Below are 15,940 nucleotides of genomic sequence, written 5' to 3' on the forward strand. Positions count from 1 at the left end.
TTATGACTTCAAATACAACGCCTGCTTCTCCAGTTTTGACGATAGATAAGCTGTCTGTAGGTTTCGGGCGAAGAAACTCGATAGAACAAGTGACACAAGATGTCTCTTTAGAAATATACAAAGGTGAAACGCTCGCGCTAGTGGGTGAGAGTGGTTCTGGTAAATCGGTCACGGCTAATTCGATTTTAAAGCTGTTACCAAAAGGTTCATCTCATTACTTAAACGGTAAGATCAATTTCTCTGGCACCGATATTCTGAGTTGTTCTGAAAGACAGCTGCGTGGGATTCGTGGTGGCCGTATCGGCATGATCTTCCAAGAGCCTATGGTTTCCCTAAACCCGCTTCATCGAATTGGCAAACAGCTTGTTGAAACCCTCGCGATTCACCGAGGTATGCGAACCAACAAAGCGCAAGCTTTGGCTATTGAGTGGCTTTCTAAGGTTGGGATTCGATACCCTGAGCAAAAGATTTCAGCGTACCCACATGAGTTATCTGGTGGTGAACGTCAACGTGTAATGATCGCGATGGCACTTATCAATGAACCAGAGTTGCTAATTGCTGATGAGCCGACAACTGCATTGGATGTTTCGGTACAGGCGCAGATCCTCGACCTGCTGAAAGATCTGCAACAAGAGCTCGGTATGGCGATGCTTTTCATTACTCATGACTTAAGTATTGTTCGTAAAATTGCTGACAGAGTCGCGGTAATGAAAGACGGTCGCCTTGTTGAAAGCAACGACTGTAAAACGCTGTTTAACGCGCCTGCTCACCCTTACACTCAGAAACTCATCAACTCCGATCCAAAAGGTTTACCTGTTCCCGTATCACCAGAAAGTAAACCTCTGCTTGATGTAAACCAACTGCGTGTTTGGTTCCCGATTACGGGCGGTTTGTTCAAGCGAACCATTTCGCATGTTAAAGCCGTCACGGATATGGAGTTCACCTTGAAGAAAGGGCACTCTATCGGCCTAGTCGGTGAGAGTGGCTCGGGTAAATCAACAACGGGTATGGCAATTTTGAAGCTGGTGGAGAGTGAAGGCTCGATAACTTATTCGAGCGAACAGCTTCAAGGGTTAAACCGTCAACAGATGCTGCCGTTTCGAAGCCGTATGCAAGTTGTCTTTCAAGACCCGTTCTCGGCATTGAACCCAAGGATGTCGGTCGCGCAAGTAATTGGTGAGGGTTTGTTAGTGCATCAACAATTGGATGACACAGAACTAGACCAACGCATCTGTGATGTTATGAAAGAAGTCGACCTAGACCCTGAAACTCGTCACCGTTACCCGAATGAGTTTTCAGGCGGGCAAAGGCAGCGTATCGCGATTGCTCGTGCTTTGATTCTGAAGCCAGAGTTTATCTTGTTAGATGAACCGACGTCGTCACTCGACAGAACCGTTCAAGCGCAAGTGCTGGATCTACTGAAGTCACTCCAAGAAAAGTACGATCTGACGTATCTATTCATCAGCCATGATTTGAATGTCGTGAAGTCCCTATGTCATTACACCATCGTGATGAAAGCCGGTGAGGTGATAGAGAAGGGCGATACTGAAACTTTGTTTGGTAATCCGCAGCATGAGTACACCAAGCAGTTGGTTAGCCTCTCGAATGTCGGTGGAGCTTTATAATGCAGGGAGTTTGTTTAAAACAAATGGGCTCTGGTTGAATTCAACATGGTCATTTACTTGTTTTACGATTACACTGCGCCCAATATTTCAGAAGTACATATTTAGGTAGAGGTCACCATGGACCAAGAACATTACGAAGACGCTGATTACGAAGGTTACGAGCACGGTGAAGAAGGCGAAGAGATTGAAATCGAAGCCATTGGTATCGATGTTTCTTCTCAGCCAATCGAGCTCTACAAAGTGTTTAAGATTGCTAACCTAGTAAGCGGTGGCGGTGAAGCTAAGCACATTATTTCGGAAGGCTACGTAGCGGTAAATGGTGAGCTAGAAACGCGTAAGCGCCGCAAGATGTACGATGGTGACTTTTTCGAATTCAACCAAGAATACTATGTAGTGGTGTGTGATCAGCCAGTACAAGAAGAATCAGAAAAGCCGAAAAAGAAAGAAGCGCCTAAACAAAATAACAAGGCGAAGAAAGGCCAATCTAAAAAAGGTTCAAGCAAGAAAGAATCACAGCGAAGCACTGCAGATATGCTAAGCGCTAAAGCTGAACCTAAGAAACAGAAAAAAGATAAGAAAGAAAACAAACCGAAAAAGAAAGCGGACACGCCTAAGCCAACACGTGATGACAAAAGCGGCCGTAACTCTATCGAATTCTTCTAAACTACAGCTCTAAAACGATTCTTCGATAGCTTAGCCTCGCTACATGTATTTTTAGCGTTTGCCAGATGCCTAAAGGCTCACTGTGATAGTGAGCCTTTTTTGTTGTAGCTAGCTTAATTTGAGGATAACTCTAACTGGTTTGTTCTACTTCGTTTGACGTCTTAGATCGCTTGAATGAGTAAATCATATAACCGATGACGCTTGCAGCAACAATGACAGAGCAGACTCGGATAAAGTTGATCAACATTGGTGCGTTCTCAATGAACTCGTTAATCCCCCAAAGTAGAACGAGCGAGAATACGAACATCACGAGCAGTCCCCAACAAGGCGCATCGACTTTACCCGGAACAACATACCAACCATCTTCTTTGACCGGCTTGTTCAAGCGTGCATATTCTGCTTGCTGGCCTTTGACTGTATAAAGGTGCATTTCTGTCTGTTTGCCAGTTAGCAACAAGCTGGCAGCGTACGCGACAATCGCATTCACGAAAACACCGATGACACAGTACCAAGGCCAAGCGATATCAGTCGCTACTGCTACATACCAGATTGCCAAGAAGCTTGCTGCGACACCAATTAATAGTCCTTTTTCTGTAATATGTTTGGAGTAGAAACCAAGCACGAACATACAGAAGTTTGCACCTACAAAATACGAACCCGCTTTACTCAATATTTCTAAAACTGAGCCTGTACTGGTTGCAAACATGAAAGCTGGAATGATGATACATAGCGCCCACATAACCGTGAAGAAACGCGATACTTTGAGGTAATGTTCCTCTGACTCGTTTTTCTTGTAAAAGCGTTTATAGAAGTCAGTAACAGAGACGGTAGCCATAGAGTTAAAAGCGGAGTCTAGGCTCGACATACTTGCTGCTAGAATAGCCGCCGCGATGATTCCCATCAGCCCTGGCATACCATATTCGCTGGCATAGTGAAGGATGATGGTATTACCATTCTCAAACTCTTTACCATCGTAGTAAGCGTTAAATAATACGCCTAACAGAATGAATACGAAGTAGATGAAGAAAGCAACGTAACCCATCATTAGCATCGCTTTTTTCGCATCACCCATATTCTTAGCCGCCATACAGCGTTGAACCATCATTTGGTTACCGCCATACACAGTCGTGTGGAACATTGTCATTGCGATAACGCCGGCCCATACCGTGGTCACTTGGCTTAAATCTAAATTGGTCTGTAACGCGTCGGTCATGCCGTCTGACTTAAGGTTTTGCATCACTTCCGTCATTGGTTGTGGCATGCCATTCCAAACGGCTTCGATGATGATGAACGCACCAAGAAACAAAATGACCGCTTGAATGACATCTGTCCAAATAACGGCGGCAATTCCCCCCATTACGGTATAGATTAGCGCGATAACAGTGACGATGATGATGCAGTAAGTTACGTCGATGCCTGTAATGAACTCGAGGATTAACGAGGTCGCATATAAGACCGCAGCGGAGCTTATCGCCTGTTTAATTAAGAAAATCAAAGACAGAGTGATACGAGAAGCTTTACCAAAGCGTCGTTCTTGATATTCATAAATTGAAGTAAGACCGTTGTTGTAGAAAAACGGCATAAACACAGCAACGATAAAGAAAATCACCAAAGGGTAGTTTAGGTGGATAGCGATCACCGACAAGCCTTCTTTGTAAGACCAAGCTGGCCCACCTAAGAAAGACATCGCACTGACATAGGTACACACAACAGAAATACCGATGGCCCACCATGGAATGTTTCTATCGCCTAATGCAAATTGGTTAGCGGAAGTCACGCGTCTACCAACCAGTGCACCCATAACTAAAGTCAGGACGATATAGGTACCGAGAATTGTCCAGTTTAAAGCGCCAAACTCATACATGCTCACGTCCTTTTAGTTGTTCTTCCATTTGCTCAAACAGATCGTAACCAAGCTGTTTTAAGATGTGTGCGATATCGATAGCGACCCAGTTCTCCTTGAGTAGTTCGCCTTCTCGTCGCCAGATATCCATAACGCGAAGCTCGATGTGCTTGCCTGTCGGTGCTAACCCTAACCAGCCACTGGTGCCAGTATGTGTACCGTGCATGTGTGGCCAACCACCTGTGGATACGTAGTCATTTTTGGACAAAATATTGAGCTCTATATCGACACTTCGATCAGGGAAGGCAAAGACAAATGGTCCTTGATGGTGGTCGCGGAAGCCTTGGATACCACGAGTCGTACCAATACCAGCCGGTCCGTACCACATGAAGTCGTCATGCCAGTAGTTTTCTAGATCCATTGAATCAAGGCGTTTACCATCAAATCGACCTAAGCAAGCCAGCATGTCTAGCACTAGTTTTTGGCTTTTCTGACTCTCTTCAGTGTTGACGCTACCTGCATATATGCCATCTTGAGTTGCTGGGGCAGGGACTAGCCCAGCATGACCTAGGCTTGCTCGCAACGGATTAACACAAGCTTGGTTCATTGCATCAATAAAATCAGGGATTAGATAGGATTCGACAATTTGACCCTCTTGGATACAAACCATTTCGGTATAGCGCAAGTAGAGTGTTTTTCCTGTTGCTGGGATACCAAACAATGGTTTTGCAAATGTGCCAACAAAGTAGCCAGTAGAGTTTACCCAAGTGCGGCCTTCGTATTCACCTTGCATAATGATTGAAGGGCGTCGTTCTACATCAGGTAGCGAGTTTACTAGCGGCAATAAGAATGCTTGCTCGGTCGCATCGACACCAGAGATGTCATTAATCGGGTGAGCGACACACCATTTAACGTCGGCATTTAGCATCTCTTGAGCTACTTGAGTACGCTCTGAAGAGTGAGCGTTAAAATACGTTTTGTAGAAATTTTCAATCAAGCTGTTCAACATGTTATTTCCTTATATAGTTAACCGATTTGGATTAAAATCTGTTTCCAGACAGCACTTTCATCAAGTAGCGTAAATTCTCTGCGTAGGCCCCAAGGTCCAAACTCTGCATGGCTGATTCCCATGATGTAAACGTCTTTTCCTGTAGGTTTTCCAAACATGCCGTAGCCTTCATGCTTGCCTTGTAGCGACCAACGAATAGCCGCACGCGGTGACATCATTTCGTCATTGCGGCCAATACGGTGGTGAATTTTGAATTCCGCGTTCGGAAATGACGAGCGCAGTGACATCCAAAACTGGTCGATCTCGTTATGAGAGAGTGCAGTTTGACCGCCCGTGTATTCGCCAATACAAGCTCGGTCATATTCTTTTGGTATTACCGAGAACTCAGCACTCATTACACGTCGCAGTATGTCTTCATAGCGCTGACCGTATTCATTGTCATTTCCTACACCAAGGTAAGGGCCTTGAATGTCGACTTGGGGAGTGAAAGGGAAGGGGCATTGCTCAACGCCACCCTCTATTTCGATTTGTTGACGAGCGTACTCTTCTGACGTCATACCCAGTTGGTTTGCAATCGCAGCGATGTCTCGGATCATCCACTCGTCATTGATTTGGTTATTGATGGCATGGCAGTCAGCGATAATTCGAAACTTAAGTGTTTTGTTTGTGGCTTTACCAAATACACCATCATTAGTGTGAGTAGCTGTTGAAATGATTCGATGTGATGAGAGCATGCCTTGCTCAGGAGTCCCTGACCAAATAACGTCTTCACCCAATAAGGTACGGTTCGGGAACTCGGCTAGTGTGCCCATGGTCGCGCTGATGACCTTTTCGTTTCCCTTGGTGATGGAGAGTGGTGTACGGACGATAATGTCAGGTGAGTAATAGTTATGTAGGGTACTCAGACCTCGATCTTCCCAAATTTCTTTAGTGATACCTAATATGTAATCCGGAAAATCTTGCCATTTAGAATCAAAGCCAACCATAGCCATTAATCACCTCCTGATGCGTCATAAAATTAGTTATTGGATTATTTTTGGTTACGTATCCAATATTGCCTTTTGTTATCACTGTGTCAATGAGGTGTTTTGCATATGTTTCTTTATTGTGGGTTGGATCTGTTTTTTAACAACTCTCAAAATACGGTTCTCAGTAAGATAATTGAGTGGTGATTCCATATTTATCGAGTGTATATGAACAAGATAATTGGGTTTGAATGTAGTGAAAATTAGAATAAGTTATTGTATTTGTTGCTATTTAAGGTGGTTTGGTGAGGTGAGTGTTAAGCCAGAGAATGCTCTGTGATGATTTATTATATCGAAGTGATGACGAGAGAGGCTTTAGAGTAATGACTCTTATGTGATGGTGTTTTACTCAGGTTGTTAATTTTTTGTTTGGATTTCTTTGATTAAAAATGGATTCGCATGCAACGATAAGTTTGGGAGTGGTTGGATTGAAAAAGCCACTCAAAGATGAATATTGAGTGGCTTTGTTGATGGGTACGCTTAAGACAATAACTCTGGAAGGAACAGTGATATCGCTGGCACAAAGGTAATGATCATCAAAGCGACGAGCATGGCACCAATCCAACCTAAAATCGCCCGAGACAAGGATTCAATCGGCACATTACCTACTTGGCTGGCCATAAATAAGTTGGCGCCGAGTGGGGGAGTGACAAACCCGATGGCTAGGTTCACGATCATCACGATACCGAAGTGAATAGGATCCATTCCTAATGCGGTCACGATAGGCAGCAGGATAGGAGTTAAGATAACAATCGCCGCTAATGTCTCCATGAATGTACCGACGATCAGTAGCAGTGCGGTGATACATAGCAAGATGAGCAGCTTGTTTTCCGTGATAGAGAGAATGAACTGTGCGATTTCAGTTGGTAGATGCTCAAGCGTTAGGATTCGACCAAAGGTAACTGAAGCGCCTACAATCACAAGTACTGCACCTACCAATAACGAAGATTCTAAAATGATCTTCACGACCTTTTTGTAATCCAGCTCTTTGTAAACAAACATGCCGAAAAACAAGCCGTATAACACGCCAATCGCGGCTGATTCAGTTGGCGTGAATACACCCGAATAAATGCCGCCAAGAATGATTACGGGCAATAGCATTGCCCAAATCGCTTCTTTAAGCGCTGCCAGTCTCTCAGGCCATGTTGCTTTCTTATCGTTACCTTTGTAGCCGCGGATTTTAGATACGATCAAACAGTAACCGATAAGGACGAGTCCGACGACAACACCAGGCATAATGCCGGCCATGAACATTTTCGTCACGGACACTTCTGCAGTAATAGCATACACGATCATCACAACAGACGGTGGAATAATCACACCGATACCGCCTGAAGAAGCGATCAAGGCACCAGCAAAGCTTCGGTCGTAGCCTTTTTTCACCATAGACGGAATCATGGTTAAGCCAATAGCTGCAACGGTTGCTGAACCTGTACCAGAGATGGAAGCAAAGAACATACACGCAACGATCGCCACAATCCCTAAGCCACCAGTGAAGTGTCCAAAGAAAACTTCAGCAACATGCAAAAGGCGTTTTGATATACCGCCTTGGCTCATTAGGTTACCGGCCAATGTGAAGAGTACAACAGCCAATAAAGGGAAAGAGTCCAGGCCTGTCACCAAGCCTTGTACTAAAAACTCGACATTTAAAAAGGGTAGGCTCAAGATTGCCAGCATGCTGGCACCTGCCAGTGCAATACCTACGGGAACGCCAATAAGAAGCAGTAATCCGAAACTACCAAATAACAAAGCAGAGGTCATAAGCTTAGCTCCAACAAACGGTTAGATGTGCGGTGTTTTGCCTTCAAGTGGCGGTAACGGTGTTGCGTGAGTCGAACCGGTTTTGGTGAATAAGCAATGACTGAGATACGTTTGTTGATGCTGACTACCAAGCGTATAGAGCTTAATACCGCACACACCAGAACGGATGCATACAAGCAAGCAATAGGGATTTCCATCGCGGGAGCGATTTGACCCAGTTTCAAGCTTCGACCAATCACTTTGAAGCCAAACCACGCTACGGTGCAGCTGAAGGCAAGGTAGATAAGATCAGAAAGAATCAAACTATAGTGAGTTAGATTTCCAGGTAGTTTGTCGATGAACAGACGAATACGAATATGTCGATCATCGCGAATGCAATAGCTGATGCTCAAGTACATCGCCCAAACGAAAAGGTAACGGGCGAGTTCTTCCGCCCAAGCGATTGAAGCGTCGAATAGGCGCAATGCTATCTGTAAACAGAGTAGAGCGGTCATCAGCGAGATAGAAAGTACGATCAGTGTTGGTTCGAAGTATCGGTCGAACAGGCGAAACCATTTCATACGTAACTCCAAAGAGTGTTGAAAAGGGCATTGAATGCCAATGAATACACGACAGCTCAGACCTAGGGCACCGTTTATAGAATGCCCTGAGATCTGAGGTAACGATTGTTAGATCGTTAAAACGGTTTGTCGGTAAAAGGTGATAGATGACAAAGGTACGAACTACAGATGTTCGATCTCTGTAATCACGCTGTCGAATAGTGCTTCACCGGTTTTACTGCGCAGTTCTTGGTAAACCGCTGCATTCATCTTCTCTTTCATCTGAGCTCTAACATCGGTTGGCACTACGTTTACTGTCATGCCTTTCGCTTCAAGTTCTTTAATGACTTCTTGGTTCTGCTTCGCCGCGAGGTCACGCTGTACCGCGATGGTTTCTTGGCTTACTTCATTGATAAGTACTTGTTGATCGCTTGGTAGAGAGTCCCAGAACTCTTTATTCATGAACAACACGTAGTTGGTGTAGATGTGATTGGTGAGTGACAGGTACTCTTGAGCTTCGTAAAAACGCTCTGCATAGATGGAGTAAACTGCACTTTCTTGCGAATTGATTAAGCCTTGCTGTAGCGAAGTGAAGATCTCACCCCAAGAGAGTGGTGTAGGCGCTGTGCCGACTGATTTCCAAGCACTGATTTGTGTTGGGTTTGACGCCGAACGAATTTTTAAACTATTAAGATCTTCAATACTTTCGATAGGTTGCTTGTTGTTAGTGATACTACGAAAACCAACCTCCATGAAACCTAAGCCGTGGAAGCCTTTCGATTCCATTGACGTAAGAAGTGGTTTACCGATCTTGTCGCTGTCCAATGCCTTGTGTGCTTGTGCTTCATCTTCAAATAGGTAGAAAACATCAAGTACGTTGAACTCAGGTACGTAAGGTGACAGCAACACCGATGCACCAAAGGTCATCTGTAAGTTGCCTTGCTGGACAAGTTCGGTGGTTTCACGAACATCACCGAGCTGTCGAGCTGGGTAGATCTCCACTTCAAGTTCGCCATTAGAGCGAGATTCCAACTCTTTTTCGAAGTGAAGCATGGCTTTATGGACTGGTGATGTTTCTTGGCTGTCGTGAGCAAGGCGGATCACATTGCTTGCAAAGGTATTCATGCTAGACAGCGTTAAGCCGAGGGCAGTAATCGAGGTAAAGATTGCGCGTTTCATCGTTCTTCCTTGTTCATCACATGGCTTTTATGTGCATTCATTTGAGCCATGTTGTTCAGTGGGTTATTTATCCGCACTTCATATCCTAATTTTTGCATACGAATCCAAAATATAAACACAGAGCTAACAAGTCAATAACAAATGGGGCGATTTGATAGTGCAGTTAATATGAATAGGCGAATTTTTAGACGAGATCACAGAAAAAAGCCCTAACTTGAGATTAGGGCTTTTAGTCTAAATTTATCGGCGTTGAATAGGTTGGTTTGCAGCGAGCTTGTTAAAGGGGAGAAAGCTGCCTAAGAGCCTTTGGCTGTACTTCCTCGCTCGATAATGGTGCCAGATTCAAGCAGGTATTCGCCTTTAGCGTCAACGTTATCGTTGATACGTTGCATCAAGTCTCCCACGGCACTCTGTACTATCTTATCTACTGGTTGCGCAATAGTCGTAAGATCATAACTCGGCCATGCGGCCATTGGGATATCATCCACGCCCATGACGGCAAAGTCTTTCGGGATATGGCAACCAAGCTTTCGCAGGCCGTCCATGACACCCATGGCTAGGATATCATTGGCACAGAACACGGCGTCAGGTTTTGATGTGTGTTCCATCAGCTCTTTTGCTGCCTCTAATCCGGCTTCAAAACTGTATTTTGCATTGATGAAGATAGGGGAAGCTGCTTCACGTGTTTTTACGGTTTCAGAGAAGCCTAACCAACGCTTGTCACTGGTCATGGAGCCCGCGTCACCACTGACATAAGCCAGCTGTTTGTAGCCTTTATCAAGTAAATAATCTGCTGCTTGCGTGCCAGCTTGCTGGTTGTCTAGGCCAGCGCTGTTCGCATTGATACCTTCGGTATAACGGTTGATGAGGCTTAAGTGAACGCCAAACTTTTCACATTGTGCAAACGCACGAGAGGTCAGGCGGCTTGTGGCGATGATCAAGCCATCAACCTGATATTCAATTGCTCGTGAAATGGCGAGATCCAAGTCGTCTTTGTCGATAGGGCAAAGGACAACTTGACCGCCGCGCTTTTGAATTTCCATCGCGAGTGCACGAGATTGCAAGTCGTACATTGGGTTTGATTCGCTATCAAGTGCGATAGCCACTAGCCCTGAACGATTGGAAATAAGGCTACGAGCGATCGCATTTGGCGTGTAGCCAAGCTTGGTCGCGGCATCCATAACCATTTTACGTTTCTTCTCACTAATGCTCGCTGTCGGACTGAATGCCCGAGAAACGGTAGACTGAGAAACGCCAAGCATTTTGGCAACATCAATAGAGGTAACTTTCGCTTTTATGGTGAATCTCCTTATATCGCGATAAATCCAAGCGCCACCTTGATTAGGTTAACAGTCCCTAATGAGCAAGGTTTGATAATTACAATACGTGTAACATTTGAAATCACAAAGAAAAATTATGATTTCATGACGGCTTGCTCATTTCGAAAGCCATCAATGATCATTTTGTGTTCAGAACCGACGCAAAAGAAGTTAACGCCGAGCTCTTTCCAGTGACGAGCCGCTTGAGCATTCGCGACAAACATACCAACGGGCTTGTTAACCTGTTGAGCTGCTTTGATTATTTTAATGCTCGCTTCTCTCACGCATTCGTCATTCACACTTTCAGCACCGTAAGACACGGCTAAGTCTACTTGGCCAATGAACAGGGCATCAATGCCTTCCACTTTTGCGATTGATTCAGCATTTACCACACCTTCTGGGTCTTCAATTTGCGCAATCACTACCGTGTTGTTCTGGCTGTCTTTCAGGTGGTTGGCCATCGGTTTGGTTGCGTATTTTGCTGCGCGGCTTGAGCCTGCATAGCCTCGGCCACCTTCACCGTAATGGGACATCTTCACTAACTTTTCTGCTTGCTCGGCGCTGCATACGTGAGGGATCTGGATTCCTGTCGCACCGCAATCTAACGCATTCAAAATAGTCGACGGCTGGCTATCTTGAACTCGAACCACGCAAGGGAGTTGATTAGCGCGCGCAGCAAGAATACAGCTATCCAGCGTTGAACGATCAAAAGGGGCGTGTTCCGCGTCTAGCACAATGAAAGGGAGTTCCGCCAACGCAAGCACTTCAATGATGTGTGGGTGAGGGGTTTTAACAAAAGTCCCAAGTAGCTCGGTGTTGTCCAGTGTGTTCTTAAAGTTATCCATTACTTTTTATTCTCCATTACTTTTCGTTCTTTTTTGCAAAGGTATGCAAAACTTAACATGTGTTGTTGTAAAAAAAGAGTAAAAACAATGTGATCAATGCAACATAAATTGATTGTGTTTTAATCCATTAGTTATCGTATTTGGCCGTTTTAAAATGATTTTTATCTTTAAAACAATAAGTTGCATTTGATTTTTTAAGTCGAGAAATGAATTTGCCAAGTGTTAAAAAAATGTTTATGTTTATTTTGCATTCGTATCCAAAAGCATACAAAACAAAAAGTAAACTCTGTTAAAACTACACATAAGCAAACACTAGGCATACGCCACAAGGAGAACTAAGCATGGCTCGCATTCTAAAACACGGCATCACTGAAGAAGCATCAGCATCAAACAACGCGCAAGTACGTCAAACGGTTGAGAACATTCTTTCTGACATCGAAAAGAAAGGTGACAGTGCAGTTCGTGAGCTTTCAGAAAAATTTGATAACTGGTCTCCGGAGCAGTTTCGCTTAACAGATGACCAAATTCAGGCATGTGTGGACGCATTGGACGAATCGACTAAGCACGACATTGAATTTGCACAAACACAGGTTCGCAACTTCGCTCAGATCCAGCGTGACTCAATGCATGATGTTGAAGTAGAGACCATGCCGGGTGTTGTACTGGGCCACAAAAACGTGCCAGTAAACAGTGTTGGTTGTTACATCCCAGGTGGTAAGTACCCATTGGTTGCATCAGCGCACATGAGTGTTCTTACTGCAAAAGTGGCTGGCGTGAAGCGTGTGATTGCTTGTGCTCCTCCTTTTAACGGTCAACCAAATGTGGCGATTGTTGCGGCAATGGCGATGGCGGGTGCAGATGAGATTTACTGTTTTGGTGGCGTACAAGCGGTAGGTGCGATGGCGCTTGGTACAGAAACGATTGCTCCAGTTGATATGATCGTTGGTCCGGGTAACGCATTTGTTGCAGAGGCAAAACGTCAGCTGTTTGGTCGTGTTGGTATCGATTTGTTTGCTGGCCCAACAGAAACGCTAGTGATTGCTGATGAAGAGGGATGTGATCCTGAATTGGCAGCAGCGGACTTACTTGGTCAAGCTGAGCACGGTTACAACTCTCCTGCGGTACTGCTAACGAATAGCGAAACTTTTGCTAAAGAGACAGTAAAAGAAATTGAACGTCAGCTAACGATTCTTCCTACTGCTGAAGTAGCTGGCAAAGCTTGGGAAAACTACGGTCAGGTTATTGTATGTGATAGCTACGAGGAGATGGTTGAAGTAGCTGATGATATTGCTTCTGAACACGTCCAAGTAATGACAAAAGATCCTAAGTACTTCTTAGACAACATGACTAACTACGGCGCGTTGTTCTTAGGTCGTGAGACAAACGTTTCTTACGGCGACAAATGTATCGGTACTAACCATACACTGCCAACAAACAAAGCAGCACGCTACACCGGTGGTCTGTGGGTTGGTAAATTCATTAAAACATGTACTTACCAGCGTGTAACTGAAGCGGCTTCGCTAAAAGTCGGTGAGTACTGTTCACGTCTATGTGCACTAGAAGGTTTCGCTGGCCACAAAGAGCAAGCAGACATCCGCGTTCGTCGCTACAAAGAAAAATCGGTAGAGGCATAACATGACCAAACTCGCCTTAGTTACAGGCGGCAGTGGCGGCATCGGTGCCGCCATATGTCACAAATTAGCGCAATCGGGCTATCGCATTGTATTTACCTACAACAGTAATGAGGTTGCAGCTCAACAGATCTTGGACAGCTTGCAAGGTTCAGGTCATGCGATGTATCAACTGAATGTTGAAGACAGCTCAGCGATTGGCGCTTTGGCCGAACAAGTTAAAGAGTCGTCGGATTCATTAGACTTGCTAGTGAACTGCGCTGGTATGACGAAGTTTGTCGCGCACAGTGATTTAGAGTCCTTAAGCGACGATCTGATAGACAAGATCTTCCGCGTCAATGTTCGCGCTCCATTTGCGATGGTTCGCGCGTTTGAACCGTTACTTCGCAGCGCTAAGGGTTGCGTAGTAAACATTACCTCGATTGCAGCGCAAACCGCAATGGGTAGCAACGTGGCGTACTGTGCGAGTAAGTCGGCGGTTGAAAACATGACGCGCTCATTAGGCCGCGCTTTATCTCCAGATATCCGAGTGATTGCTGTCGCTCCTGGCTTAGTGGATACCGAATTTGTTAAAGGGTTAGACGATGAATGGCGCAATGCACAAGAGCAGTCGACACCGCTTAAACGATTAGCGAGTGATGAAGAGGTTGCTAATGCCGTTTATGCAGCCGCAGAGCTACTGACATTTTCAACCGGTAACACTATCGCAGTCGATGGTGGAAGACCGCTAGGTTAGGTAAGAAGGAATTTAGAATGACTCTACAAACTACAATAAATAACAATCTCGTTCGTTACATGGAGCTTATCCCAGGCACGAGTGCTTTCATTGATGCACGTACACCGGGAAGCGACCTAAAAGACAACTTCTGTATCATTGGTGCTGGTGTGGCTGAAAGCAGCCGTCAGCATGTCCATATTCGTGAAACAGCAGGCTTTAACATTGGTGCAGCGGGTCAGCCTCCAGGCATTAAGAACTCTCTGCACTCTCATCACACTGCTGAGCTATTCGTGGTCTTCAAAGGCCAGTTTAGATTCTACTGGGGTAATGAAGGTGAACACGAAGCGGTATTGTCGCACGGCGATGTTATCTCGATTCCTACTAACCTGTTCCGAGGTTTTGAGGTTGTAGGGCGTGACTACGGCTTTATGTACTCTGTGCTAGGTGGTGATAACTCTGGCGGTGGCGTAGTTTGGCACCCAAGCGTGATTACCGATAGTCAGGGCTACGGCTTGTATCTAAAAGCTGACGGCACGCTAGTTGATACGATTGACGGTGATGCTGTGCCAAATCAATCGGATCTGATGCCACTGTTATCGGAAGAAGAGCTGAGCAAGTTCGATACGTACACGGCTGAGCAGATGATGCCTTTCGTTGCGTTGAAAAAGGATTACCGAGAAATCTCAGGTGATTTTGACAAGCCGGGCGTTAAGCAGTTTGCATTAACGGGTCACCCATCTGCGAGCTATGACTTCCAAGTTAAGAGTGTTGATGATGTGAGCATTATTGCTTACGAGTTAACGGAAGGGGCGAGTATTCCTGTTCACCAACGTGACGAAAAGCAGGTGTTGATTAACTTTGAAGGCGATACTTTGCTTAACTTGGTGAAAAATGGCGAACAAGCTCAACTGGTGTTGACCACTGGCGACGTATTCAGTGTACCCGCAGGCGCATCGTACAGCCTTGAGAACCTAAGAGGCACCAGCTTCACCTACGTGGTGCTGGGTTCTGACCAACCACAAACACTGCAGGACAATTAATGATGAAACCAGAAGTACCACTGCTATGGTTACCTGGTTTGTTATGTGATGAAGCGTTGTTTCAAGACGTCAATAAAGAGCTGCCCGATTGGGTGGCTCCTTTTACTTGTGACTTGGGAGCCGACACATCCATGCAAGCCTTAGCGAGTAAAGTGCTTGAGAACGCCCCGGAAAGTTTCGTGCTTGGCGGTTTGTCTATGGGCGGCATTCTTGCGTTTGAAGTCTTTCGACAAGCGCCACAACGCGTGAAAGGCTTGATCTTAATGGACACCAATTCTGCAGACGAAAAGACAGAAGTCTCGGAGAAAAGAAACGCCTTGGTTGATAAAGCAAAAGCAGGGGAGTTTGAGTCAATAACGCCTGATATCTTAATGCCAGTGCTTATTCATCCGAAGCAGCTAGCGAATCAAGAGCTGACTCAAAGAATCACGCTAATGGCGAACAATATTGGTGTTGAAAGGTTTGAGGCTCACGCTCAGGCATTGGCGACTCGTCCTGATGCAAGACCACTACTGGCCGACATTCAGGTGCCTACGTTAATTATTACTGGGAAAGACGACCTGCTATGTCCAATCGATAATCACCTGTTAATGGCAAAACACATTAAGCAGGTATCACTTCATGTCATTCCTGATTGTGGACACTTATCGACAATGGAACAGCCTAAGATCGTTGCGCAGCATATTCGTAATTGGTTTGAAGCAAGTCAGCTTTGATTCGTTATTGTGAGCTGAAGAAGCCAC

14 protein-coding genes are annotated in these 15,940 nt (G+C 45.2%); 6 read left to right on the forward strand and 8 right to left on the reverse strand.

The window, feature by feature from the left end:
• Window positions 1-2: 2 nt before the first annotated feature.
• Window positions 3-1,625, forward strand: a complete 1,623-nt coding sequence (gene yejF, locus L0992_24520; protein XGB69535.1) for a microcin C ABC transporter ATP-binding protein YejF — start codon at window positions 3-5, stop codon at window positions 1,623-1,625.
• A 117-nt stretch (window positions 1,626-1,742) separates the two neighbouring features.
• Entirely contained in the window at window positions 1,743-2,288 is a 546-nt protein-coding gene (locus L0992_24525; protein ID XGB69536.1) for an RNA-binding S4 domain-containing protein, read from the forward strand.
• 130 nt (window positions 2,289-2,418) lie between these two features.
• Here the strand turns inward: L0992_24525 and L0992_24530 are convergent, their stop codons facing one another.
• From L0992_24530 to L0992_24565, 8 genes are all read right to left on the reverse strand, one after another.
• Window positions 2,419-4,152, reverse strand: a complete 1,734-nt coding sequence (locus L0992_24530; protein ID XGB69537.1) for a sodium/solute symporter — start codon at window positions 4,150-4,152, stop codon at window positions 2,419-2,421.
• Complete coding sequence (locus L0992_24535; GenBank protein ID XGB69538.1) at window positions 4,145-5,140, reverse strand: ester cyclase; 996 nt, start codon at window positions 5,138-5,140, stop codon at window positions 4,145-4,147. The genes L0992_24530 and L0992_24535 overlap by 8 nt, the downstream gene beginning before the upstream one ends.
• A gap of 17 nt (window positions 5,141-5,157) precedes the next feature.
• Complete coding sequence (locus tag L0992_24540; protein ID XGB69539.1) at window positions 5,158-6,132, reverse strand: ester cyclase; 975 nt, start codon at window positions 6,130-6,132, stop codon at window positions 5,158-5,160.
• A gap of 513 nt (window positions 6,133-6,645) precedes the next feature.
• Window positions 6,646-7,926, reverse strand: coding sequence for a TRAP transporter large permease (locus tag L0992_24545; protein ID XGB69540.1), 1,281 nt, complete (start codon window positions 7,924-7,926; stop codon window positions 6,646-6,648).
• On the reverse strand, window positions 7,923-8,486 hold the full coding sequence (locus tag L0992_24550; protein ID XGB69541.1) for a TRAP transporter small permease: 564 nt from the start codon (window positions 8,484-8,486) through the stop codon (window positions 7,923-7,925). Before L0992_24550 ends, L0992_24545 begins: the two co-directional genes overlap by 4 nt.
• A 162-nt stretch (window positions 8,487-8,648) precedes the next feature.
• Window positions 8,649-9,644, reverse strand: coding sequence for a TRAP transporter substrate-binding protein (locus L0992_24555; GenBank protein ID XGB69542.1), 996 nt, complete (start codon window positions 9,642-9,644; stop codon window positions 8,649-8,651).
• A gap of 296 nt (window positions 9,645-9,940) precedes the next feature.
• Window positions 9,941-10,906 carry a substrate-binding domain-containing protein gene (locus tag L0992_24560; protein ID XGB69543.1) on the reverse strand — a complete coding sequence of 322 codons (966 nt, stop codon included), beginning with the start codon at window positions 10,904-10,906 and terminating at the stop codon, window positions 9,941-9,943.
• A 152-nt stretch (window positions 10,907-11,058) separates the two neighbouring features.
• Window positions 11,059-11,808 (reverse strand): aldolase/citrate lyase family protein, encoded by a 750-nt coding sequence (locus L0992_24565; protein ID XGB69544.1) that lies wholly within the window; start codon window positions 11,806-11,808, stop codon window positions 11,059-11,061.
• A 341-nt stretch (window positions 11,809-12,149) separates the two neighbouring features.
• Between L0992_24565 and hisD the strand changes: the two genes are divergently transcribed.
• From hisD to L0992_24585, 4 genes are read left to right on the forward strand one after another with little or no spacing between them, the layout of a single operon-like run.
• Entirely contained in the window at window positions 12,150-13,442 is a 1,293-nt protein-coding gene (hisD, locus tag L0992_24570) for a histidinol dehydrogenase (protein XGB69545.1), read from the forward strand.
• Between the two features lies 1 nt (window position 13,443).
• Window positions 13,444-14,175: an SDR family oxidoreductase gene (locus L0992_24575; GenBank protein ID XGB69546.1), complete on the forward strand. Its 732-nt coding sequence runs from the start codon at window positions 13,444-13,446 to the stop codon at window positions 14,173-14,175.
• Between the two features lie 17 nt (window positions 14,176-14,192).
• Window positions 14,193-15,197, forward strand: a complete 1,005-nt coding sequence (locus L0992_24580; protein XGB69547.1) for a cupin domain-containing protein — start codon at window positions 14,193-14,195, stop codon at window positions 15,195-15,197.
• The gene (locus L0992_24585) at window positions 15,197-15,913 is read left to right on the forward strand and encodes an alpha/beta hydrolase (GenBank protein XGB69548.1); all 717 of its coding nucleotides are present in this window, start codon (window positions 15,197-15,199) and stop codon (window positions 15,911-15,913) included. The genes L0992_24580 and L0992_24585 overlap by 1 nt, the downstream gene beginning before the upstream one ends.
• The last annotated feature ends 27 nt before the right edge of the window (window positions 15,914-15,940 follow it).

The sequence above is a fragment of the Vibrio pomeroyi genome (assembly GCA_041879425.1).
Classification (GTDB): domain Bacteria; phylum Pseudomonadota; class Gammaproteobacteria; order Enterobacterales; family Vibrionaceae; genus Vibrio; species Vibrio pomeroyi_A.